This is a genomic window from Kitasatospora misakiensis (genome assembly GCF_042656005.1).
Classification (GTDB): domain Bacteria; phylum Actinomycetota; class Actinomycetes; order Streptomycetales; family Streptomycetaceae; genus Kitasatospora; species Kitasatospora misakiensis.
Genome location: NZ_JBHSOF010000012.1, coordinates 16,940 through 37,093 on the forward strand (window position 1 = coordinate 16,940; position 20,154 = coordinate 37,093).

General features: G+C 74.3%; 22 protein-coding genes. 7 read left to right on the forward strand and 15 right to left on the reverse strand.

Annotation, left to right across the window (positions count from 1 at the left end):
* Positions 1 to 86: 86 nt before the first annotated feature.
* The 3 genes from ACFP3U_RS12130 to ACFP3U_RS12140 form a co-directional block, all read right to left on the reverse strand.
* Positions 87 to 488, reverse strand: a complete 402-nt coding sequence (locus tag ACFP3U_RS12130; RefSeq protein ID WP_380225405.1) for a pyridoxamine 5'-phosphate oxidase family protein — start codon at positions 486 to 488, stop codon at positions 87 to 89.
* Positions 489 to 563: 75 nt separating this feature from the next.
* A complete protein-coding gene (locus ACFP3U_RS12135) occupies positions 564 to 1,202 on the reverse strand; it encodes an MBL fold metallo-hydrolase (RefSeq protein WP_380225406.1) in 639 nt (212 codons plus the stop codon).
* Positions 1,199 to 2,284, reverse strand: a complete 1,086-nt coding sequence (locus ACFP3U_RS12140; RefSeq protein ID WP_380225407.1) for an S-(hydroxymethyl)mycothiol dehydrogenase — start codon at positions 2,282 to 2,284, stop codon at positions 1,199 to 1,201. Before ACFP3U_RS12140 ends, ACFP3U_RS12135 begins: the two co-directional genes overlap by 4 nt.
* A gap of 491 nt (positions 2,285 to 2,775) precedes the next feature.
* On the opposite strand from ACFP3U_RS12140, the gene ACFP3U_RS12145 reads away from it, so the two are divergent.
* Entirely contained in the window at positions 2,776 to 4,023 is a 1,248-nt protein-coding gene (locus tag ACFP3U_RS12145) for a cytochrome P450 (protein ID WP_380225408.1), read from the forward strand.
* On the forward strand, positions 4,020 to 4,316 hold the full coding sequence (locus ACFP3U_RS12150) for a ferredoxin (protein WP_380225409.1): 297 nt from the start codon (positions 4,020 to 4,022) through the stop codon (positions 4,314 to 4,316). The genes ACFP3U_RS12145 and ACFP3U_RS12150 overlap by 4 nt, the downstream gene beginning before the upstream one ends.
* A gap of 59 nt (positions 4,317 to 4,375) precedes the next feature.
* Here ACFP3U_RS12150 and ACFP3U_RS12155 read toward each other — a convergent pair whose 3' ends face one another.
* Positions 4,376 to 5,608 (reverse strand): aminoglycoside phosphotransferase family protein, encoded by a 1,233-nt coding sequence (locus tag ACFP3U_RS12155; protein ID WP_380225410.1) that lies wholly within the window; start codon positions 5,606 to 5,608, stop codon positions 4,376 to 4,378.
* A gap of 170 nt (positions 5,609 to 5,778) precedes the next feature.
* Between ACFP3U_RS12155 and ACFP3U_RS12160 the strand changes: the two genes are divergently transcribed.
* Entirely contained in the window at positions 5,779 to 7,080 is a 1,302-nt protein-coding gene (locus ACFP3U_RS12160) for an MFS transporter (protein WP_380225411.1), read from the forward strand.
* Between the two features lie 72 nt (positions 7,081 to 7,152).
* On the opposite strand, the gene ACFP3U_RS12165 is transcribed toward ACFP3U_RS12160, so the two are convergent.
* The 3 genes from ACFP3U_RS12165 to ACFP3U_RS12175 form a co-directional block, all read right to left on the reverse strand.
* Positions 7,153 to 8,610, reverse strand: coding sequence for an ALF repeat-containing protein (locus ACFP3U_RS12165; RefSeq protein ID WP_380225412.1), 1,458 nt, complete (start codon positions 8,608 to 8,610; stop codon positions 7,153 to 7,155).
* 156 nt (positions 8,611 to 8,766) lie between these two features.
* Positions 8,767 to 9,702, reverse strand: a complete 936-nt coding sequence (locus ACFP3U_RS12170; protein ID WP_380225413.1) for a PhzF family phenazine biosynthesis protein — start codon at positions 9,700 to 9,702, stop codon at positions 8,767 to 8,769.
* Positions 9,703 to 9,773: 71 nt separating this feature from the next.
* Positions 9,774 to 10,871, reverse strand: a complete 1,098-nt coding sequence (locus ACFP3U_RS12175; RefSeq protein ID WP_380225414.1) for a DUF5937 family protein — start codon at positions 10,869 to 10,871, stop codon at positions 9,774 to 9,776.
* Between the two features lie 100 nt (positions 10,872 to 10,971).
* Between ACFP3U_RS12175 and ACFP3U_RS12180 the strand changes: the two genes are divergently transcribed.
* The 4 genes from ACFP3U_RS12180 to ACFP3U_RS12195 all read left to right on the forward strand — a co-directional run bounded on the left by ACFP3U_RS12180 (position 10,972) and on the right by ACFP3U_RS12195 (position 15,119).
* Entirely contained in the window at positions 10,972 to 12,321 is a 1,350-nt protein-coding gene (locus ACFP3U_RS12180) for an MFS transporter (protein ID WP_380225415.1), read from the forward strand.
* A gap of 170 nt (positions 12,322 to 12,491) precedes the next feature.
* Complete coding sequence (locus ACFP3U_RS12185) at positions 12,492 to 13,295, forward strand: MBL fold metallo-hydrolase (protein WP_380225416.1); 804 nt, start codon at positions 12,492 to 12,494, stop codon at positions 13,293 to 13,295.
* Between the two features lie 5 nt (positions 13,296 to 13,300).
* On the forward strand, positions 13,301 to 13,732 hold the full coding sequence (locus tag ACFP3U_RS12190; RefSeq protein WP_380225417.1) for a nuclear transport factor 2 family protein: 432 nt from the start codon (positions 13,301 to 13,303) through the stop codon (positions 13,730 to 13,732).
* A 130-nt stretch (positions 13,733 to 13,862) separates the two neighbouring features.
* A complete protein-coding gene (locus ACFP3U_RS12195) occupies positions 13,863 to 15,119 on the forward strand; it encodes an NAD(P)/FAD-dependent oxidoreductase (RefSeq protein ID WP_380225418.1) in 1,257 nt (418 codons plus the stop codon).
* Between the two features lie 178 nt (positions 15,120 to 15,297).
* On the opposite strand, the gene ACFP3U_RS12200 is transcribed toward ACFP3U_RS12195, so the two are convergent.
* The 8 genes from ACFP3U_RS12200 to ACFP3U_RS12235 form a co-directional block, all read right to left on the reverse strand.
* Positions 15,298 to 15,456 (reverse strand): hypothetical protein, encoded by a 159-nt coding sequence (locus ACFP3U_RS12200; RefSeq protein WP_380225419.1) that lies wholly within the window; start codon positions 15,454 to 15,456, stop codon positions 15,298 to 15,300.
* Positions 15,457 to 15,509: 53 nt separating this feature from the next.
* Positions 15,510 to 16,040: a hypothetical protein gene (locus ACFP3U_RS12205; protein ID WP_380225420.1), complete on the reverse strand. Its 531-nt coding sequence runs from the start codon at positions 16,038 to 16,040 to the stop codon at positions 15,510 to 15,512.
* Positions 16,041 to 16,174: 134 nt separating this feature from the next.
* Positions 16,175 to 16,612 carry a hypothetical protein gene (locus tag ACFP3U_RS12210; protein ID WP_380225421.1) on the reverse strand — a complete coding sequence of 146 codons (438 nt, stop codon included), beginning with the start codon at positions 16,610 to 16,612 and terminating at the stop codon, positions 16,175 to 16,177.
* A gap of 4 nt (positions 16,613 to 16,616) precedes the next feature.
* Positions 16,617 to 16,751: a hypothetical protein gene (locus ACFP3U_RS12215; RefSeq protein WP_380225422.1), complete on the reverse strand. Its 135-nt coding sequence runs from the start codon at positions 16,749 to 16,751 to the stop codon at positions 16,617 to 16,619.
* Positions 16,752 to 16,946: 195 nt separating this feature from the next.
* On the reverse strand, positions 16,947 to 17,867 hold the full coding sequence (locus tag ACFP3U_RS12220) for an rRNA adenine N-6-methyltransferase family protein (protein ID WP_380225424.1): 921 nt from the start codon (positions 17,865 to 17,867) through the stop codon (positions 16,947 to 16,949).
* A 248-nt stretch (positions 17,868 to 18,115) separates the two neighbouring features.
* On the reverse strand, positions 18,116 to 18,271 hold the full coding sequence (locus ACFP3U_RS12225) for a hypothetical protein (RefSeq protein ID WP_380225425.1): 156 nt from the start codon (positions 18,269 to 18,271) through the stop codon (positions 18,116 to 18,118).
* Positions 18,268 to 18,873 (reverse strand): DUF7848 domain-containing protein, encoded by a 606-nt coding sequence (locus ACFP3U_RS37135; protein WP_465261961.1) that lies wholly within the window; start codon positions 18,871 to 18,873, stop codon positions 18,268 to 18,270. Before ACFP3U_RS37135 ends, ACFP3U_RS12225 begins: the two co-directional genes overlap by 4 nt.
* A gap of 53 nt (positions 18,874 to 18,926) precedes the next feature.
* Positions 18,927 to 20,141: a helix-turn-helix domain-containing protein gene (locus tag ACFP3U_RS12235; protein WP_380225427.1), complete on the reverse strand. Its 1,215-nt coding sequence runs from the start codon at positions 20,139 to 20,141 to the stop codon at positions 18,927 to 18,929.
* Between the last annotated feature and the right edge of the window lie 13 nt (positions 20,142 to 20,154).

Genomic DNA, 20,154 nt, shown 5'->3' on the forward strand with positions numbered 1-20,154 from the left:
GACGCTAGGCGATCACGATCAACACCGGATAAACGGAGTGCGTCCGGCCGAACGGAATCCCGCGCGCCGCAGGGCCCAGGACGGCCTCAGGCCCGTCCGAGCACCCGGTCCACGGTGATCTCGATGACCACCCGGTCCGGGTTCACCCGGGGCTCCCGGTAGCGCTCGGCGTAGCGGCGCTCCGCCTCCGCCACCGCCGCCGGCTCGTCCCGGACCACGGCCACGCCCTCCAGCGTCGACCAGCGGGCCCGGTCCACCTGGCAGACCGCCACCCGCTGGCCCGCCGCCCCGGCGTCCAGGACGTTGCGCACCTTCCGGCTGGTCCGGCTGCTGATCACCCGCGCGATCCCGGTCTCCGGCTCGAACGTCACCCCGACCGGCACCACGTGCGGCGAGCCGTCCGGGCGCCGGGTGGACAGGGTGGAGATGTGCCGCTCCTGCCAGAAGGCGAGGAAGGCGTCGTCGAGCGCGCGGGGATCGTGGGCCATGCCCGCGATGCTACGTCGTCGGGCCCGGCGGCCGGCCGCCGGGCCCGACAGCGTGCTCAGTGACCGCGGACGTGCTCAGTGACCGCGGGCGATCCACTCCGGCAGGGCCGGGGCCTCGGCGCCGACGCTGGTCGGGTCGCCGTGGCCGGTGCGGACCACCGTCTCCGGCGGCAGCGTCAGCAGGCGCTCGCGGATCGAGTCGATGATCGTCGGGAAGTGCGAGAACGACCGCCCGGTGGCGCCGGGGCCGCCGTGGAAGAGGGTGTCACCGGTGAACACGGTGCCCAGCTCCGGGGCGTACAGGCAGACCGCGCCCGGGGCGTGGCCCGGGGTGTGCAGCACGGTCAGCTCGGTGCCCGCGACCGCGATCCGCTGCCCGTCGGCGAGTTCGCCGTCCGGGAGCCGGTCGGGGTGGGTGAGCTTCCACAGCGGCAGGTCGTCCGGGTGGAGCAGGATCGGCGCGCCGGTGCGCGCGGCGAGCGCGGGGGCGGCGTCGATGTGGTCGTTGTGCGCGTGGGTGGAGACGATGGCGAGCAGTCGGCGCCCGCCGAGCGCCGCCTCGATCGCCTCGGCGTCGTGGGCCGCGTCGATCACCACGGCCTCGTGGTCGTCGCCGACGATCCAGACGTTGTTCTCCACCTCCCAGCTGCCGCCGTCGAGTTCGAAGGTGCCGGCGGTGACGAGCCGGTCGATCCGGGGGGTGCCGCCGCTCACAGGACCACCACCGAGCGGAGCACGTCGCCGTGGTGCATGCGCTCGAACGCCTGCTCCACCGCGTCGAGTTCGATGGTCTCGCTGACGAACGCGCCGAGGTCCAGGCGGCCCTGGAGGTAGAGGTCGATCAGCATCGGGAAGTCCCGCGAGGGCAGGCAGTCGCCGTACCAGGAGGACTTCAGCGCGCCGCCGCGCCCGAACACGTCGAGCAGCGGGAGCTCCAGCTTCATCTCCGGCGTCGGCACCCCGACCAGGACGACGGTGCCGGCGAGGTCGCGGGCGTAGAAGGCCTGCCGGTAGGTCTCCGGACGGCCGACCGCCTCGACCACGACGTCCGCGCCGTGACCGCCGGTCAGCTCGCGGATCGCCTCGACCGGGTCGGTGGTGGTCGAGTTGACGGTGTGGGTGGCGCCGAGCTTCGCGGCGGTGGCGAGCTTGCGGTCGTCGATGTCCACCGCGATGATCTTCGCCGCGCCGGCCAGCCGGGAGCCGAGGACGGCCGCGCCGCCGACGCCGCCGCAGCCGATCACGGCGACCGAGTCGCCCCGGCCGACGTCGCCGGTGTTGATCGCGGCGCCGATGCCCGCCATCACGCCGCAGCCGAGCAGCCCGGCGACGGCCGGCGAGGCGGCCGGGTCCACCTTGGTGCACTGGCCGGCGGCGACCAGGGTCTTCTCGGCGAAGGCGCCGATGCCCAGGGCCGGGGACAGCTCGGTGCCGTCCAGCAGCGTCATCTTCTGCTTGGCGTTGTGGGTGTTGAAGCAGTACTGCGGGCGCCCCCGCCGACAGGCGCGGCACTGACCGCAGACGGCGCGCCAGTTGAGGACGACGAAGTCGCCGGGCGCGACCTCGGTGACGCCCTCGCCGACCGTCTCCACGATGCCCGCGGCCTCGTGCCCGAGCAGGAAGGGGAACTCGTCGTTGATCCCGCCCTCCCGGTAGTGCAGATCGGTGTGGCACACGCCGCAGGCCTGGATCCGCACCACCGCCTCGCCCGGCCCGGGGTCGGGCACGACGATCGTCGTCACCTCCACGGGCGCGCCCTTGGCGCGTGCGATGACTGCCTTGACCTGCTGGGCCATCCGATCCACCTCCGTCTGCCGGTACCGCTCCGTACCGGCGTGACCTGCGTCGATGCGAGTCCGGTGACTCGCCCACGAAGCCTAGCGTCCGGCGCGGCGGCGGGTCGGGGAAGACCCTGGTGATCCGGCTCGCCGGCCGTCACCACCACCGGCGGGTCCCGCGACGGCGCGAAACCGTCCACCGGCGGACCCCGCGCCGAGACGGCGCCGACCGCGCACCGAGACGGCGCGACGACCCGCGCGAGGCGCGGAGCCGGGCGCGCGGGCGGCGCTGAGCGCCCGTCAGCAGCGCCGTGCCCTCACCACCCCCCGGGCGCCCCGGCGTTGGCTGGAATCGTCGCTGACTGCGGCTCGTCGCCCACGTACGGTCGTAGCCAACCCGGCCCACCCGGCACCCACCAGTCCACCACCCGTCGTCGCCGCGCACCGCCCGGATCCACCCCCACCGGCCGCCACCCTGGGCGGCCACCGCCCTGGAGTCTGGAGTACGGATGTCCGCCGAGAACAGTGCCACCGGTGCCGGAACCGGAACCGGTACCGCCGCCGACGCCGGTCCCGCCCAGGCCGCGCTGCCGCCGTTGCACTGCCTGCGCCTGCTCGAACCCGGCCCGCCCCGGCTGACCGCCCTGCCCACCGGCACCCCCGTCTGGCTGGTCACCCGGCACGCGGACGTCCGGCAGGCGCTCACCGACCCGCGGCTGGGCCGCGCCCCGCTCTACGCCCCCGGCGCCCCGCCGGTCTCGCTGACCCCGAACCTGCTCGACGACCCGGCCTCGATGCTCAACATCGACGGCGTCGAGCACCAGCGGCTGCGCCGCACCGTGCAGCGCGCCTTCACCCCGCGCGCGATCGCCCGGTGGCGCCCCTGGGTGGCCTCGGTCGTCGAGGGGCTGATCGACGAACTGATCGACCGGGGCTCGCCCGCCGACATCGTCGCCGGCTACACCCGCCCACTGCCGGTCGCCGTGATCAGCCGGCTGATGGGCCTGGACGGCCTCGACGGCAAGCGGCTGGAGCACTGGAGCGACCACGCCCTGTCCGCCTCCGCGTACTCGGCCGAGGCGATCCGCACCGCGATGACCGAGTTCGCCGGCTTCGGCGCCGAGGTCATCGCCGAACGCCGCGCCGCCCCCGGCGACGACCTGGTCAGCAGCCTGCTCGCGGCCACCGACGACACCCCGGGGATCACCGAGGCGCAGATCGTCACGCTGGTCATCGGCCTCGTGGTCGCCGGGCACGAGACCACCATGACCTCGCTCGGCAACGCCCTCGTCTACCTGCTGAGCGACGGCCACGACGCCTGGCGGCAGCTCGCCTCGGACGAGCAGAGCGCCGCCGCGGCCACCGAACAGCTGCTGCGCGCCATCCCGCTGGGGGACTCCGACGTGCTGCCCGGGCTGCTGCGCCGGGCGATCGAGGACGTGGAGATCGGCGGGGTGCGGATCCCGGCCGGGAGCGTGGTCGCCGCCGACACCGACGCCGCCAACCAGGACCCCGAGGTGTTCACCGCCGACCTGCTGACCGAGCTGTTCTCCCCGCTCGCCGCGCCGATGTACACCTTCGGCGCCGGGCCGCACCACTGCCTCGGCGCCTGGCTGGCCCGGATGGAACTGGAGCTCGCGCTGCACCGGCTGGCCCGCCGGCTGCCCTCGCTGCGGCTCGCCGAACCGGCGGACGCCGTCGACTGGCGGCGCGGCCTGCTGACCCGCAGTCCGCAGCGCCTGCGGGTCGCCTGGTGACGGGCCCGGAGGCGGCCCCCGGGGCGGCCCCGGAGCCGGCCGGGACGGCGCCGGCGGTCATCGTCCAGGTGGACCGCGACCGCTGCATCGGCTCGGGCATGTGCGCGACCACCGCGCCCGGCTCGCTGGCGCTCGGCGCCGACGGGCTGGCCCGCGCGCTGCGCGAGCAGCCGACCGGCACCGCCGCGGAGCCGCTGACGGCGGAGCTGGCCGAGGCGGTCGACTTCTGCCCGGTCGAGGCGCTCTCCCTGTACGGCGTCCACGACGGGCGCCGGATCAGCCCGACCGACTGATCCGCCGTCGGCGCCGCGCCCCGTCCGGCGCGGCGCCGACGGCCTCCCGTCCGCAGCCGTCAGCCCGAGGCCGCCAGGGCCTGCCGGACCTCGTCCACCGGATCGCCCTCGTGGTACGGGCGCTCGGTGTCCTCGATGTGGTCGAGGAACTGCTGGTACCGCAGGGCCTGCCCGAGGTGCACCAGCGGCCCGGCCAGCTCCAGCGCCCGCTCCGGGTCGCAGCCCGGCACCCGCTCGCGCCAGGCCCGCGCCCACTCCTCGGCCACCTGCGCCCAGCGCTCCCCGTCGACGAAGCCGCGCGGGCGCAGCCCGTCCGTCACCGGGTGGCCGAGACAGGCGTCGGCGAAGTCGATGACCACCACGCCGGAGCCGTCACCGCGCCAGTTGCCGGGGTGGAAGTCGCCGTGCACGACGGTCTCCGGCAGCCCGCAGGCGGCCAGCTCCTCGACCAGCGCCGGCAGCCCGGCGGCCAGCGCCCGGGCGGCGGCGAGCTCCTCGCCCGTCAGCTCCGCCGCGGCGGCGAGCCGGTCGAGCAGCCCGGGGACGGCGGCGGCCACCGCCCGCGGGGTGCGGTCGGGCAGGCCGGCCGCGTCGGCCCGGCCGTCGGCGGCGTGCACCGACTGGGCGGCGACCAGCCCCGGCACGACGGCGGCCACCTCCTCCGCCGACGGGCCCCAGCAGTCCTCGCCGGGCACCTCGTCGAGCAGCACCCGCCCGTGCGCCGGGTCGGCGGCGAGCACCGTCGGCACCAGCGCCGGGGCGGCGGCGCCGAACAGAGCGATCGCCTCGGCCTCGGCGACGTTGAAGGCCGGGTTGATCACCTTCAGCCAGACCGGTCCGGCGGCCGTCGGCAGCCGGAACACCCCGGACAGGTTCCACGTCCGCACCTGCTCGGCCTGCCCGGTGACCGGCCGCCCGGCCGCCGCCAGCACCCGCCCGGCCCAGTCCAGCGCCGCCCGCAGCCCCGCGGGCGTGGCCCACCCGGCGCGCCGCTCGGCCGGGCCCAGCAGCGCGTCGACCTCCGGCCCCGCCGGGCGCGGCGCCGCGTCCGCCGGCCGCTCCAGCGCCTCGACGTGGTACACCGCGTGCCCGTCCCGGCCGCCCGCGCCGCCCGTCACCCCGACCAGCCGGACCACCGCCACCGGCACCCCGGTCTCCGCCGCGACGCGCTCGGTGACCGCCCCGACGGACGACCACCACGGGACCGCCACCTCGAAGGGGCCGACCGGTCCCAGGTACTCGCCGTCGTGCGTGAGGTGGACGCCGACGGTCCGACCGCTTCCTTGATCCATTCGCGCAGGGTCCCCCACCCGGCCCGGCCGCGCCACCCATTTTCCGCGGCGGCTTTTCCTCGGCGGCGCCACCCCGCCGCCGTGCCCTGTCCGAGGACGGCTCCCGCCCCCGTCCCGTCAGTGCGCTCCCTCCCCGGAGGCCCCGTGAGCAGCACTGTTACCCTGGCGACATGATCTTGAGGGGGACCAGACAAAAAGCGTCCGACGAGCCGGACTCCGGTCCGCAGCGGGCGCTGATCATCGCCAGTTTCGTCAACAGGGTCGGCAACGGTCTCTTCAACACTGCCTCCGTCCTCTACTTCACGCTCGTGGTGCACCTGCCCGCCACCCAGGTGGGCGCCGGTCTGACGATCGCCGGCCTCTGCGGCCTGGCCGCCGGCCTACCGGCGGGGAACCTGGCCGACCGGTACGGGCCGCGCGCGATCTGGCTGACGTCACTCGTCGTCCAGGCCGCGACCATGGCCGCCTTCGTCCTCATCGACAGCTGGCTCGCGTTCACGCTCCTCGCCACGGTGGACCGGCTGGCCGCCACGGCGGGCAACGCCGCGGGCGGGGCGGTGATCGCCCGGGCCGGCGGTGAACGCCCGGCCGCCTTCCGGGCCAGACTCCGCACCTTCGTCAACCTCGGTGTGGTCGTGGGCACCCTGGGCGCGGCCTTCGCCGTCCAGATCAACACCCGCCCCGCCTACACCGCGCTGATCCTCGCCAACGCCGCCAGCTTCGCCTGCGCCGGACTGGTCGCGCTGCTCGGCGTCCCGAACTACCGGCCGCTGGCCCGGCCCCAGGAACACCGGCAGTGGTCCGTCCTGACCGACCGGCCGTTCGTGACCTTCGTCGCGCTCTACAGCGCCATGGGCCTGCAGTACCAGGTCGTCTCCCTCCTGCTGCCGATCTGGCTCAGCAGCCACACCGACGCGCCGCGCTGGACGGTGGCCGCGGTCTACGCGATCAACAGCGGCGTCTGCGTGCTGCTCCAGAGCCGGCTCGGCTCCAAGGTGGAGACCCCCCGGCAGGGCGGCCGGGCGTTCCGCCTCGCCGGGCTGATGTTCCTCGTCAGCTGCCCGCTGATGGCCCTGACGGCCGATGTGCCCGTCTGGGTCGCACCGGTGCTGGCCGTCCTCGCGGTGTGCGTCCACAGCGTCGGGGAGGTCTGGGAGTCCTCGGGCGGCTTCGCGCTCGGCTTCGGGCTCGCCCCCGACCACGCGCAGGGGCAGTACCAGGGCCTCTTCGGCATCGGCTTCGACGCCGGGCAGGCCCTCGCCCCGCTGATCCTCACCGGGGCCGTCCTCGCGCTGGGACAGCCGGGGTGGCTGCTCCTCGGCGTGTTCTTCGCCGGCCTGGGCCTGGCCGGGCCCCCGGTGGCCGCCTGGGCCGAGCGGAGCCGCCCCGGGAAGCCGGACGCCGAGGCCCCGGATGCCGAGGCCCCGGCCCGCGCCCTTCCGGCGGCCGCGAGCGAGACGCCCGCCCGCTGAGCCGCGCCGCGCACGCGCGTGACCCCCGGTCGCCGGACAGGCGGCCGGGGGTCACGTGTGTACGGAGTGCCGTCAGCTCTCGTCGGCGCGGCGGCGACGGGAGGCGACGACGAGCGCCGCACCGGCGGCGACGGCCGCGGCAGCGCCGCCGCCCTCCCAGCCGAGGCCCTCGGCACCGGTGGCCGCGAGCTGGCCGGCACGGGCGGCGGCGGTACCGGTCGTCCCTGTCGTTCCGGTCGTTCCGGTCGTTCCCGTGGTGCCGGTGCCCGAGGTGGTGCGGACGGCCGCCTGGACGACCTGGCCGCCGGTGGCGGTCGAGGTAGCGGTCGAGGCGGCGGTGGAGGTGGCGGTCGAGGCGGCGGTGGAGGTGGCGGCCTGCGCGACCGGAGCGGCGGTCGGCTGCTCGGTCGGCCGGGCCGTGGCCCCGGTACCGGGCTCGGCGGCGGCGGCCTTGGCGGCGGCCTCGTCCTCGGCACGGGCCGTGTACTGGCCCTCCTTGAGGAACTTGACGACGTCCGCGTAGGTACCGTCGAGCGCCGCCCACGCGGCCTTCTGCACCGCGGGGCCGCCCACCGACGCGATCTGGGTCAGCGCGACCCGGTCGTCATCGGCCCGCTGCTTGGGGAGCTCGACCTCCAGGAACTGCCGCAGCGCGGCCGGAGTCCCGGCGGCCAGCGCCTTCTGGGCCGTCTCCCGCACACCCCGGCCGGTGGCCGGGTCAGCGAGCAGCCGCTCGATGTCCGCCCGGTCGTCCTCCGCGCGGGCCGTGTACTGGCCCTGCTCCAGGAACGCGAGGATGTCGGCGTAGGAGCCGTCGAGCGCGGCGGACGCGGCCTTCTTCACCGCGGGCCCGCCCTTGGCGGAGATCCGCAGGACCTCGACCCGGTCGTCCTCGACGCGCAGCTTGGGGAGGTCGTCCGCCAGGAAGTGCCGCAGCGCGGCCGGAGTGCCGGTGGCCAGCGCCTGCTGGGCCCCCTCCCGCACACCGCGACCGGTCGCCGGGGCGGCGATCAGCCGCTCGATCTCCGCCCGGTCGTCCTCGGCACGGGCGACGTGCTGGCCCTCCTTCAGGAACGCCGCCAGGTCGGCGTTGGAGCCGCGCAGCGCGGCCTTGGCGGCCTTCTGCACGGCCGGACCGCCGACAGCGAGGATCTGGACGCACCTGACCCGGTCGTCGATCGCCTGGGCGTTCTGGTGGCCGGTGGTCAGGAACTCCCGCAGCGCGGCGGCGGTCCCGGCGGCCAGGGCCTTCTCGGCGGCCTCGCGCACGGAGACGCCGCTCGCCTTGTCGGCGAGGATCCGCCGGACCTCGGCGCGGTCGAGGTCCTCCTGGCCCGCCCCGTCGTCCGGGGTGGCGCTCGGGGTGGCGTCCGGCGTGCCGGCGGAGGCGTTGTCGGGCCCGGAGGCCCCGGTGGGCCGGGGGGCGTCGGCGGCCGAGGCCGAGGACGGGAAGAGAACCGCGGGGGCGAGGACGGCGGCCGCGACGACGGCGGACACCCGGGGGAGCTTCATCCAGTAGACCTGCTTCATGCGAAGTGTGAAGTGCGACGTGCGAAGACATCGTGAACGCACGAAGCATAGATCCTCCTTACGTTTTGTCATACCGCCTTAAGCCTCCAGCCCCGGCAGACGCGGACGCGGCCCGTGCGGGAGCACCCGCACGGGCCGCGTCCGACCGCTCGACGGTCAGGAACCGGCGGCCTCGGGGTCGATGACGACCCCCGCGCCGGAGACGCGGACCCGGGGGGCCGCGCTGCGCAGGTCGACGTGAAGGAGGCCCGGACGGCCGAGGTCCTCGCCCTGGTGCAGGGTGAGGACGCCCGGGGCGGCGGGGTCGATCTCGCGGAGGTAGGCGCCGAAGGCGGCGGCCGCCGCGCCGGTGGCCGGGTCCTCGACGACACCGCCGACCGGGAACGGGTCGCGGACGTGGAAGACGTCGGGGGCGGCGCGCCAGACCAGTTGGACGGTGGTCAGGTCCCGGGCCGTCATGAAGGCGGCGAGGCCGTCGAAGTCGTAGGCGAGGCGGGCCAGCCGGTCGCGGGTGGCGGCGGCCAGGACGAGGTGGCGGGCGCCCGCGAAGGCGTACCGGGCCGGCAGCGCGGGGTCGAGGTCCCCGGGCGCCCAGCCGAGCAGGGCGAGCGCCTCGGCGACGTCCGCCGGCTCCACCGCCGTGACCCGCGGTTCGACGCTGGTGAGGGTGGCGCGCAGGCCGCCGTCCGCGTCCTCGGCCACCTCGACCGGCACTTCGCCCGCCGGGGTGCGGTAGAGGAAGCTCCCGGGGCCGACCCGCTCGGCGAGCGCCACGGCCGAGGCGACGGTGGCGTGGCCGCAGAACGGCACCTCGGCCAGCGGGCTGAAGTAGCGCACGGTGTACTCGCCGGCCGGGCCGGGGGTCAGGAAGGCCGTCTCCGAGTAGCCGACCTCGGCGGCGATCGCCAGCATCCGCTCGCCGGTCAGGCCGGAGGCGTCGAGCACCACGCCCGCCGGGTTGCCGCCCCGGGGGTCGGTGGCGAAGGCGGCGTAGCGGAGGACCTCCGGCTCGGCGGCCTTCGGGGTCTCGGTGGTGGAAGCGGTGGTAGCGGGGACTGCGGTGGACGGGGCTGCGGCGGCGTCACTTGTCATGATCGCTCGAACGCGGCCCGCCGCGCCCGTGTTCCCGTCACTGCGGTAATCCCGTCACCGCGGTGTTCCCGTCACCGCAGCACCGCCTCCAGCAGATCGGTGCCCAGCCGCGCGCTGCCGGCCAGGTCCAGCTGGTACAGCATGTAGCGCCCGCGCCGATGGGTGGTCAGCAGCCCGGCCCTGCGGAGCACCCCCAGGTGCCGGGACACCTCGGGCGCGCTGAGCTGCCAGGCGGCCGCCAGTTCCCCGGTGGTGTGCGGGCCGCGCGCCATGGTGCGGGCGAGCCGGAGCCGGACGGGGTGGGCGAGGGCCTCCAACCGCTGCTGGACCAGCGCGAGTGACACCGGCTCGGGCACGCCCGGCTCGGCGACGGGGTACTGCACCACCGGGCGCCAGCCGGGCGCGGACACCACCAGCAGATGCGGCCGGCCGAACGCGGTCGGGACGAAGGTGACGCCCCCCGCAGCCACCGCGCTCGCGGTGTTGTCCTGGAGTTTGTCGACCACGATCCGGCGCCGCCCCTCCCCCGCGTCCTCCAGCGCCACCGAGGAGGAGACGGCGGCCAGCGCCTCGGCCGCTCCGTACCGGGCCAGCAGGTCGGTCTTCCGGCGGGCGTCGGCGGCAAGTTCGGGCAGCACCCGCCGCCAGGCGTCCACGAAGAACGCGTCCGCGCAGTCCTCCAGCAGCCGCCGGACCAGGGCGCGGACGGCGGGCGGATCGGCGAGCAGCCGCTCCGCGAAGTCCGCCTGCCGGGGCCCGCGGGCCAGGGCGAGGTCCCGGGCCCGCTCCTGCTCCACCGGGTCGGTGAGCGGCGAGGTGATCCGGTGTTTGAGCCGGGAGGCGCCGCAGGTGATCACGAGCGCGGCCCGGACGTACCGCTCGTCGTCGATCCGGTCGACGGCGTCCAGCTCCTCGGCGAGGGTGGCGCCGGGCAGGCCGGGGACGAGGAAGTCGGCGCGCGAGGAGCGCCAGACGAAGTCGGCCTCGGCGAGCCGCTCGGCGAGCGCGGGCGGGACGGCGGCGATGGTGCTCGCCGCCCAGCCGTGCAGGGCGGGGTGGTGCTCCGGTTCGGCGAGGACGTGCAGCATCGCGCTGAGTTCGGCCAGCGGCGAGGGCGTGAAGAGCAGGCACTCGTCGGGCAGGCCGGTGATGTCGATGGTCAGGCTCACGCCCCGATCCTGTCACCTGCGGCGACCCGTTCCCAGGTCGATTGACGGGAGTCGTCAATCGACGTGCGCGCGGGCCGGGTGCGGGCGGACCGTACCGGTCATGAGCCTGACCCAGAGCCCTCGGCAGCGGCCCGACGACCCGACCCCACGCCGGCCCGACGACCTCGCCCCACGGCCGAACGACCCTGCCCGGCCTCGCAGCGGTCCGGCCGCCCTGCTCGGTCTGCTGACCGCCGCCGGCGGCCCCCGCTACGCCGCCGCCCTGCTGGTGGACGCCCTCGGCACCGGCCTGCTGCGGCCCTTCCTCCTCCTCTACGGCATCGGCGTGCTCGCCCTGGACGCCGGCACGGCGGGCCTCGCGATGTCCGCCGGCATGGTCGCGGGCCTGCTCGTCCTCCCGCTGACCGGCCGGTGGATCGACCGGGGCGCGCGCAGCCTGCCCGCCGCGGCCACCCTGCTGGTGCGGGCGGTCGGGTCGGTGACGCTGCTGCTGGCCGACGGGGTGGCCGGGTTCGCGGCGGCGGCCGTACTGCTCGGCGTGGGCAGCCAGGCCTGGCCCGCGACCCATGCGGCCGTCGTCTCGACCCTCACCGAGGGCCGCACCAGGGACGCCGCGCTGGCGGCCGGCCGGACGCTGCGCAACGCGGGGCTGGGCGCGGGCGCGCTGCTCGCCACGCTGGCGGTGGCCGGCGGCGCGGGGGCGATCCGGCTGCTCGCCGGGGTGACCGCGGCGGCCTGCCTGCTGGCGGCGGTGCTGGTGCACTCGCTGCGGGTGACCGCGCCGCAGTCCCCGACCGCGCCCGCCGAGGCCCACCCCAGCGCCGGCGACCACCAGGGTCCCTCGCAGAGCCCCGCGAAGGACCCGGCGCTGCGCCGGATCACGCTGCTCAGCCTGGCCAACCTCCCCTACGCCTTCGCCTTCGACGTCCTGGAGGTGGCCCTCCCGGCGCTGCTGGTGCTGCACCTGCACGCCTCGGCCGCGTGGTCCTCCGGCGTGTTCGTGGGCAACACCGTGCTGGTGATCACCCTGCAGCTGACCGTCGTCCTCCGCTTCGCCCACCGGTCCCGGCACACCGTGCTGGCCGCCGGCGGAGCCACCCTCGCCGTCTCCTACCTGGGCTTCTGGGCGGCCGGGGCGCTCGGCGGCACGGCCGGCGCGGCCACCGTGGCGGCGGTGTCCGTGCTCTACACGCTCGGCGAGATCCTCTACACCGGCGCGGGCACCGCCCTGGTCGCGGCGAGCGCCCCGCCGCACCTGCTCGGCCGGGCGCTGGCCCGCTGGGAGCTGTCCATGGGCGTCGGCCGAGCCGTGGCCCCGGCCGCCCTGACCGTGCTCCTGGCCGTCGACCCGGGCGTGCTCTGGCCGGCGCTCGCCGGCACCACCCTGCTCGCCGCGGCGGCCGTCCTCCGCCTCCGCCCGCGCCCCGGCACCCGACCGGACCGGGCCTGACCCGTCCGCCCCTATCTCACCTGGCCCCGGCTCCGCCGCCCGCCCACCCCGTCCCGGGGTGCGGGCACCCGCCGGGTCGCCGATGCTGGGCGACGAGGCGTGCGCACCCACCGCACGCGGGACGACGCGCCCGGCCGGGCCGGCCGGCCGGCCGCGAGGAAGGACCGTTCATGAGCGCCCTCGACTTCGAGGTCATCGACAGCCCGGACAGCTCGCTCAACAAGACGTCCGTGCTGGTCACCGGCCCCCATGACGCGCTGCTGGTGGACGCCGGGTTCACCCGGTCCGACGGCCGGCGGCTGGCCGAGCGGGTGCGGGCCAGTGGCAAGCGGCTGACCACCGTCTTCGTGAGCCACGGCGACCCGGACTTCTACTTCGGCGCCCAGGAGGTGCAGGACGTCTTCCCGCAGGCCCGGTTCGTGGCCACCGCGTCGACCGTCGAGCACATCCAGGAGACCTTCGACGCCAAGCTCCGCGCCTGGGCGCACCTCGGCCCCGAACTGCCCACCCGGCTGGTCCGCCCGGAGGTGCTGCACGCCGACGAGCTGGTCTTCGAGGGCCACCGCTTCGAGCTGCGCGGCGCGGACTTCCACCTGCCGGACCGGCACTACCTCTGGCAGCACCACCACCGCGCGCTGTTCGGCGGGGTGCTGCTCTTCCAGGGCCTGCACGTGTGGACGGCCGACACCACGACCCCGGAGCAGCGCGCGGCCTGGATCGACCTGCTGGACGGCATGGCGGCGCTGGAGCCGGCGTTCGTGGTGGCCGGGCACCGGACGGAGGGCGCGCCCACCGACCCCTCGTCGATCGACCACACCCGCGACTACCTGCGGGCCTTCGAGACGGAGGTCGGCCGTGCGCCGGACGCGGCGGGGGCCCGGGAGGCGCTGGAGCGGCGCTTCCCGGGGCTGGGCATGACACTGGCGGTGGACCTCGGTACGAAGGTCGCCAAGGGCGAGTTGAAGTGGGGCTGAGCACGATGATCGAGATTCCGAGGTCCACCGCCACGTTCGCCGAGTCGGACGCCCCGGCCGACGTGGTCCGCCGCCAGTACCTGGCCTCGGCGCGCGGGGACCTGGCCGCGCTACGGGCGACACTCGCCGACGACGTGGAGTGGACGGAGATGGCGGGCTTCCCGCTGGCCGGCACCTACCGGACGCCGAAGGGCGTCACCGCCGGGGTGATGGACCGGCTGGCCGCCGAGTGGGAGGACTGGACGACGCACGACGACCGGTACGTGGTGGACGGCGAGGACGTGGTGGTGCTGGCCCGCTACACGGCGGTCCACAGGGCCACCCGGCGCCCGCTGAACGTCCGGGTGGCGCACCACTTCACGGTGCGCGGCGGGCGGATCGTCCGGTTCGAGCAGTTCACGGACACCGCCCTGGTCCGGGACGCGATGACGCCCTGACGCCTTGGCGTGCCGCTTTCCGTGTCACCCGTTCGGGGGAGCCCGGGCGGCGCGCCGGACTTCGTCTCGACAGGCCCCTCGGACGGCGGCAGGCTGTCCGTGATTTCCGCCGGAGAGCGAGGAGTTCAGCATGGGCACGGACAGCACTGGCACCGACGGCGACGGGCGGCAGCGCCCCATCGTCATCGTCGGCGCCTCCCTCGGGGGCGCGAAGGCCGCGCAGGCGCTGCGCGAGGCCGGGTACACCGGCGGCATCGTGCTGATCGGCGAGGAGCACGAGCGCCCGTACGAGCGCCCGCCGCTCTCCAAGGGCTACCTCCAGGGCAAGAGCGCGCGGGAGAAGATCTACGTCCACCCGCCGCAGTGGTACGCCGAACACGACGTCACGCTGCGGCTCGGCACCCGGGTGGTCTCGATCGATCCGGCCGCGCACACCGTGACCCTCGCCGACAACGGGCGGGTGGAGTACGCCAAGCTGCTGCTGACCACCGGCTCGGTGCCGCGCCGACTGCCGGTGGCGGGCGGGGACTTCGGCGGTGTGCACTACCTGCGCCGGGTGGAGGACAGCGAGCGGATCCGCAAGGAGTTCCGCCCGGGCGCCCGGATCGTGGTGATCGGCGCGGGCTGGATCGGCCTGGAGACGGCGGCCGCGGCCCGCGCTGCGGGCGCCGAGGTGACGGTGCTGGAGGCGGCCGAACTCCCGCTGCTGCGGGTGCTGGGCCGCGAGGTGGCGCAGGTATTCGCCGATCTCCACCGCGACCACGGCGTGGACCTGCGCTTCGGGGTGGGCGTCGCCGAACTGACCGGCGAGGCCGGCGAGGTCACCGGCGTCCGGCTGGCGGACGACACGGTGGTACCGGCCGACGCGGTGGTGATCGGCGTCGGCATCGCCCCGGACACCGAACTCGCCGAGGCCGCCGGCCTGGTGGTGGAGAACGGCATCAAGACCGACGAACACCTGCGCACCTCGGACCCGGACATCCACGCGGCGGGCGACGTCGCCAACGCCTTCCACCCGCTCCTGGGCCGGCACATCCGCGTCGAACACTGGGCCAACGCCGTCAACCAGCCCCAGACAGCGGCCCGCGCCATGCTCGGCGAGGACGCGGTCTACGACCGGATCCCCTACTTCTTCAGCGACCAGTACGACCTGGGCATGGAGTACGTCGGCTGGGTCGAACCGGGCGGCTACGACCAGGTGCTCTTCCGCGGCGACCCGGCCACCCGCGAGTTCATCGCCTTCTGGCTCGCCGACGGCAAGGTCCTGGCAGGCATGAACGTGAACATCTGGGACGTCACCGACCCGATTCGCTCCCTGATCCGCTCCGGCCGGACGGTGGACCCCAAGTCCCTGGCCGACCCGGACATCCCGCTCACCGACCTCTGAGCAGGAGGACGCGGGCCCCGGTCGGCGCAGCCCCGACCGGGACTCGGGGCCCTACCCGATCACGTTGTCCGGGTCGTCCAGCCACGCCTGGTGCTCGCCCGCCACCGGCCGGCGGCATCGGAGGTCTGGGGGCCCGGCCGCTCCGTGGGGGACGTGCACGGCCGGGCCGGCTCTTGGGCTACTCGTCCTTACCAGTGACAAACAGCCGCACGTTCTTGTCGTGGCCCCGCGCCACCGCAAGCTCATACGCTTCAACGATGGTGACGTGCCCGGAGCTGACCCACCTGTCACCGGACGGCGGCTCCGGGGTCTCGTCGGGGTGTTTGGAATCCCTCATGCTGTCCTCCTTCCTAGCGGGAGCCTACGGTCAGTGACGAGGTGAAGACGGGACTACACCGGGATCGGCTCCGGCACGTCCTTGGGCTTCGGCTTCGGGATGAGGATGATCGGCCCGCAGTCCGGCGAGTGCCAGGTCTGCGCCCCCGGGCCGAGCGGGATGCCCTCGGGTCCCGCCCACAACTCCTTGTCCGCCGCGACACCGCACCCGGCCATCGTCGCAACCGTGAGCCCGACGGTGGAGGCGTCGTAGGCCGTCTCCTCCGGAGTCTGCGGGTAGTGCTGGATGAAGCCGCCGAACTTCTCGCACAGCACCGCGTAGATCTCGGTGTTGAGAATCAGCGCGTGCCATCCGGCGTCAACAGCGGGCGACGGCGCGAGCGGCTTGTCCCGGTGCTGGGACACGGTCCAGAGGTAGGCCAGCGCCTCCGCGAGGATGCGCTCCGCCGTGTCCGGCGCCAGGTCGGGGTGGTCGCTCAGGATGGTGCGCACGACGCGGCTCCACTCGATCTCCGAGAGCAGCACCCCGGGCTCCGGCGCGGTCGGGCCGGGCGGACGCGTCGGGTCGACAGTCGACTCGGTCATACTGGTGTCTCCTCACACTGAGGCGGTCCCGGTCACCGGTAGGCGTCCCGGGTCCTTCGGTGTTGCGGAACCCGCTCCGGCCGGCTGCCTGCCAGGGATGACCAGCCGGGGCGGGAGTCTGCGGGGGGGCAGCTTCACGGGTCCGTTCCGGGCGGCTTCTTCGCTTGGAACGGGAGTCTCGCGCTGGCCGGCGGGCGGCCCGGTCGGTTCTGCTCGTACCGGTTTTCGGTTACGGGCGCGTCGGCACAGTGGAACTTCTTGTAGACGAGCCGGCCCTTCTCGATCCGTCGAAGCAGAACGGACGTACGTCGAATGCGGGTTGTCATGGGGTCCCCATGTCGAGTGCGCTTCAGGAGGGTCCACATCCGTCCGCGCCCGTCAATGAACTGCCCCATCAGCCCGGGAAGCCCCAGGTTTTCCACGCATCCGCCTTCGCGTCGTCGCGGGCAGTTGCAGCTCACCGCCTCAACGAGCGCTGGCGCGTCCGCACCTGATTCAAAGGCGCCCCAATCGTCCAGCGTCGGCACATACCCGCTACCGACGGTTTCGACGAGCCGCTTCTTCCGGGGCACTGAGCTAATCCTTCTTCTCGATCTTGTCCTTGAAGCGCTCCAACAGGTCCCGCCGCTCCCGCGCCTCCTTCCCCGTGTGCTCGGTCGCCTTCTTGTCGACCTTCGGCTTCGTGGTCTGCTTCGTCCTTCCCAGTGCCATCGGGTGGCGCCCCTCCTGGTGGTGTAGTTGGCGGCTCCGTCCGTCCCGCCGGGGGTGTCGCATGACGGACGGAGCCCTTCCCCTGCCTGGTGCGGATCCGCTACGACTTGCGCAGGTAGAGGTCCACCTCGTTCTGATCCGGTGTCGCGTCCCCAAGTAGCATCGGCCAAGGGCGGTTTCTAGGGGCCCGGGGCCCTACCCGATCACGTTGTCCGGGTCGTCCAGCCACGCCTGGTGCTCGCCCGCTACCGAGACCGTCAGCCCGAACCGGTGCAGGCTCGGGCTGCCCTGACGCTGCCACCAGCCGTACGCGGCCGTCACCTCGTCCCACAGGTTCCGCGGTCCGGACTGCGAGACGGCGTGCTTCCCCTTCCAGTCGGCCAGGCGGCAGTGGGCGTACGACACCCCGTCCCAGATCTCGAACCGGCCGGTGCCGAGCCGGTCATAGGGAGCCCAGACGCTCTGCCGGAACAGGTCCGACATGCGGAGCCCGATCGCGAACGCGGCGTCGGTGGAGTCGGCGATGTCCGCAGGGTCGATCTCCGACGGACCGTAGCGGATGTCGTCGATGTCGAAGTCCCCGCTGTCCGGACGTTGGTCGCGCACCCACAGGTCGTACGGGGCCCCGACGGGGTAGCCGAGCATCCCGTCCGCTGCAAGCACCGTGGGCGTGCGCCCCATGGTGGCGAGCTGTGCGCGGGCGTCGATCGCGAGACCGGGGTCCGCTTCGATCGTGACCACGTTCTCCGCGCCAACCCGACTGGTCAGCAGGCCGGCCGTCCACCCGGTGCCGGTGCCGACCTCCAGGACCCGCATCCTGGGGGCGACGTCCAGGTGCCGGAGCATCGTCGCGACCACGGTGGGCATGGAGCTGGAGGACGACGGGGTATTGGTTCCGTCGTAAACCTGCGTCACGAGCGGCACGTCAGAGGTGACGGCCTCCGCCCACCGGTCGGGGTGGTCCGCCCGCTCGATCCACTCCCCCTCGACCTGGATCCGATCCGGGGTGAAGCGGTCTCGCGGGGTGGATCGGAAAACCTGCTCCCAGTCGGCCGACAGCGCACCGGACTCCCGGAGCGTGTTGGTCAGCTTGTCCCACGTCATGATCTTCTCCATGCTCCCCTACTTCTGATCCCGGGCCGGTGGCAGTGGCTTGCCTTCCCCATCACCGGCCAGGGAGTTCGTGGATCCGTGGTCAGCGGATCGGGGGGTGGTTGGCGCTGCGGACGGGTGCGAGAAGTTCCGCCCGGCGGTCGCGTTCCCGGGGCGTCAACGAGGTGGTGGTGTGCTCCTCCGGCGTCAGAACCGGCCAAGGATCACAAGCCGCCTGCGGCGGGTCCGCCTCTTCCGGGAGAAGGTTCACCTCAGTCATGGTGCTCCGCCTCCTGGTGCCGGCCCGCGCGGAGGCGGGCGTCCAGGGCGCGGGAGTGGTCGCCGGCCTCGGCGGAGACGCGCTCCAGTGCCTCCCAGGCCGCGCACATGAGGCAGTTGGCGGTTTCGGCCGGGGTCTCCGCGATCACGGCTCCTCCTTCGGCACCATGAGCCAGGGCGTCCGCGCGACGTGCTCGTAGGAGCGGTGCCCCTGCTCGTCCCGCAGGTGCTCCGCGGGCCACTTCTGCGCCGTGGCGAAGTCGCTGCTCTCCGGTCCCTCCCCGCCGCACGGCGTGCCGTCTTCGGCCTCACCGACGCACCGGAAGCGGTGCACCACGGGCGGGCGATCGGGCTCCAGGTCAGTCCGGAGCGTCCACTCCAGGAACCGGAAGATGCGCCGGGGGCGTACAAGGGTGCCGACCGCGCCAACCGACCGCGCTCCGATTCCCTCCGCGCGGACCTGCCGGGGATCGAGACGCTGCCACGGGTCCACGGGCTCCAGCCCGCCGGCCGTCACGCCGCCCTCCGAGCGGCGCACTGCGGGCACGAGCAGTGCGCCCGGACCGCGTCCCGCTGGATGACCTCGGCGGCACCCTGGGCAGTCCGCGCCGCCGCCCGGTCGTCGTCGAGCGGGGCCCGGTCCCTCGGCACCTGCGCAGTCCCGTGCTTGGGGAACGGCCGCTTCGCACCGCCGTACTGTCTCACTACCGCCATTCGCCGTCTCCCTCACGCAAAGAGCCCGTCTCGTCACACGACGCTACGGGCTCCTTACGGAGGGAAGGGGCAGAGTCTCTGCCCCCTATTTCACGCGGCCATCCCAATGGCGTCCGCAAGTCGTCGGCCAGCAACCTGGTCTGACGGACCACCATCGATCAGCGCCCGCACCATGGCCCGGGTCTCCTCACTCCACCGTGCGGTTTCCGGAGCCACCTCCACGGCGGTGGTCAGGCGCTCAGCCACTTTCTCCGACTCGCCCCGGAGCGCGTGCGCACGGGCCACCTCGATGAGGTGGCGACCGCGCCGCGGAACCGCGATCACGTCTGCCTCCGGCAGCCGGCGCGCCCACCGCAGCGCTGTGCCCGTCTGCCGCAGCTCTACAGCCACGGTGACGGAGTGCAGCGCAGCCGCCTGCCGGGATCCTGACGTCGGGGCACTCCAGTGGTCGGCCGGGAGGGCGTCGGACACCGCCTTCGCGCGGTCGATCCACCGCCACGCGTCGCCGGCCTCCCCCGCCACCGCATGGGTGATCGCGGCGTGGTAGGCTATGTCGGCCCATGCGCACGCGAGTTCCGGGTTCTCGGTACGCACAGGGTTCAGGAGCCGAAGCGCGTCCTCCGTGAGAGTCTGGGCACTCTCCCACTGACCGGATTTCCGGAACGCCTCCACAAGGAACCAGCAGGAGGTGGCGATGGCCTGCGGGTCTCCCGACGCACGGGCTGTCGCGAGTGCGCGTTCTGCCACCCGCCAAACGAGGTTGCCGTCCCCTTGGAAGGCGGCGTACATCTGCGTCAAGTTGAGGGCGGAGGCGTACATCGCTTCCGCCCGACGCCGATCCGTGCACTCGGGGTGGGACGCCGCCACAGACGCCGCGGACACCAGCGGGGGAAGCAGTTCCGCCAGGGCGGTCCGGTGGTCCCCTCGCGTCATCCTCGTGCGCCATGCGTCGGCAAGTTGCACCGCGATGTGATCGAGTCGGGGAGCCGGCCCTCCGGCCGTACCGAGCGGCGCCCCGTCGACCGCGCGACGCACGGAGGCCAGCGCCGCATGGTCCATGCCGGAGTAGAGGGCGCGCGGCATGCTGACGTCTCCCGTCAGTAGCGAGAGATCGTCCACGCCCAGGTGCTGAGCGATTCGCGTCAACATCGGCAGGCGCGGAGGCAGGAGCACTCCGGCCTCCACCTGCTTCAACCACGAGGGCGACCGGCCGAGCAGTCCGGCCAGGACAGCGCGGCTCTTACCGGCGCGCTCCCGGTAGTACTGGATACGCCGGCCTACGGGCAGGGCGGGATCAAGTGCCATGCCGTCAGCGTAG

Bases quoted from the DNA above. Each gene is read 5' to 3' on its own strand.
- ACFP3U_RS12160 (WP_380225411.1), top strand. From the start codon at position 5,779: ATGATCTTGAGGGGGACCAGACAAAAAGCGTCCGACGAGCCGGACTCC.
- ACFP3U_RS12165 (WP_380225412.1), bottom strand. From the start codon at position 8,610: ATGAAGCAGGTCTACTGGATGAAGCTCCCCCGGGTGTCCGCCGTCGTC.
- ACFP3U_RS12130 (WP_380225405.1), bottom strand. From the start codon at position 488: ATGGCCCACGATCCCCGCGCGCTCGACGACGCCTTCCTCGCCTTCTGG.
- ACFP3U_RS12200 (WP_380225419.1), bottom strand. From the start codon at position 15,456: ATGAGGGATTCCAAACACCCCGACGAGACCCCGGAGCCGCCGTCCGGT.
- ACFP3U_RS12235 (WP_380225427.1), bottom strand. From the start codon at position 20,141: ATGGCACTTGATCCCGCCCTGCCCGTAGGCCGGCGTATCCAGTACTAC.
- ACFP3U_RS12170 (WP_380225413.1), bottom strand. From the start codon at position 9,702: ATGACAAGTGACGCCGCCGCAGCCCCGTCCACCGCAGTCCCCGCTACC.
- ACFP3U_RS12195 (WP_380225418.1), top strand. From the start codon at position 13,863: ATGGGCACGGACAGCACTGGCACCGACGGCGACGGGCGGCAGCGCCCC.
- ACFP3U_RS12180 (WP_380225415.1), top strand. From the start codon at position 10,972: ATGAGCCTGACCCAGAGCCCTCGGCAGCGGCCCGACGACCCGACCCCA.
- ACFP3U_RS12190 (WP_380225417.1), top strand. From the start codon at position 13,301: ATGATCGAGATTCCGAGGTCCACCGCCACGTTCGCCGAGTCGGACGCC.
- ACFP3U_RS12140 (WP_380225407.1), bottom strand. From the start codon at position 2,284: ATGGCCCAGCAGGTCAAGGCAGTCATCGCACGCGCCAAGGGCGCGCCC.
- ACFP3U_RS12145 (WP_380225408.1), top strand. From the start codon at position 2,776: ATGTCCGCCGAGAACAGTGCCACCGGTGCCGGAACCGGAACCGGTACC.
- ACFP3U_RS12185 (WP_380225416.1), top strand. From the start codon at position 12,492: ATGAGCGCCCTCGACTTCGAGGTCATCGACAGCCCGGACAGCTCGCTC.
- ACFP3U_RS12215 (WP_380225422.1), bottom strand. From the start codon at position 16,751: ATGGCACTGGGAAGGACGAAGCAGACCACGAAGCCGAAGGTCGACAAG.
- ACFP3U_RS12155 (WP_380225410.1), bottom strand. From the start codon at position 5,608: ATGGATCAAGGAAGCGGTCGGACCGTCGGCGTCCACCTCACGCACGAC.
- ACFP3U_RS12205 (WP_380225420.1), bottom strand. From the start codon at position 16,040: ATGACCGAGTCGACTGTCGACCCGACGCGTCCGCCCGGCCCGACCGCG.
- ACFP3U_RS12220 (WP_380225424.1), bottom strand. From the start codon at position 17,867: ATGGAGAAGATCATGACGTGGGACAAGCTGACCAACACGCTCCGGGAG.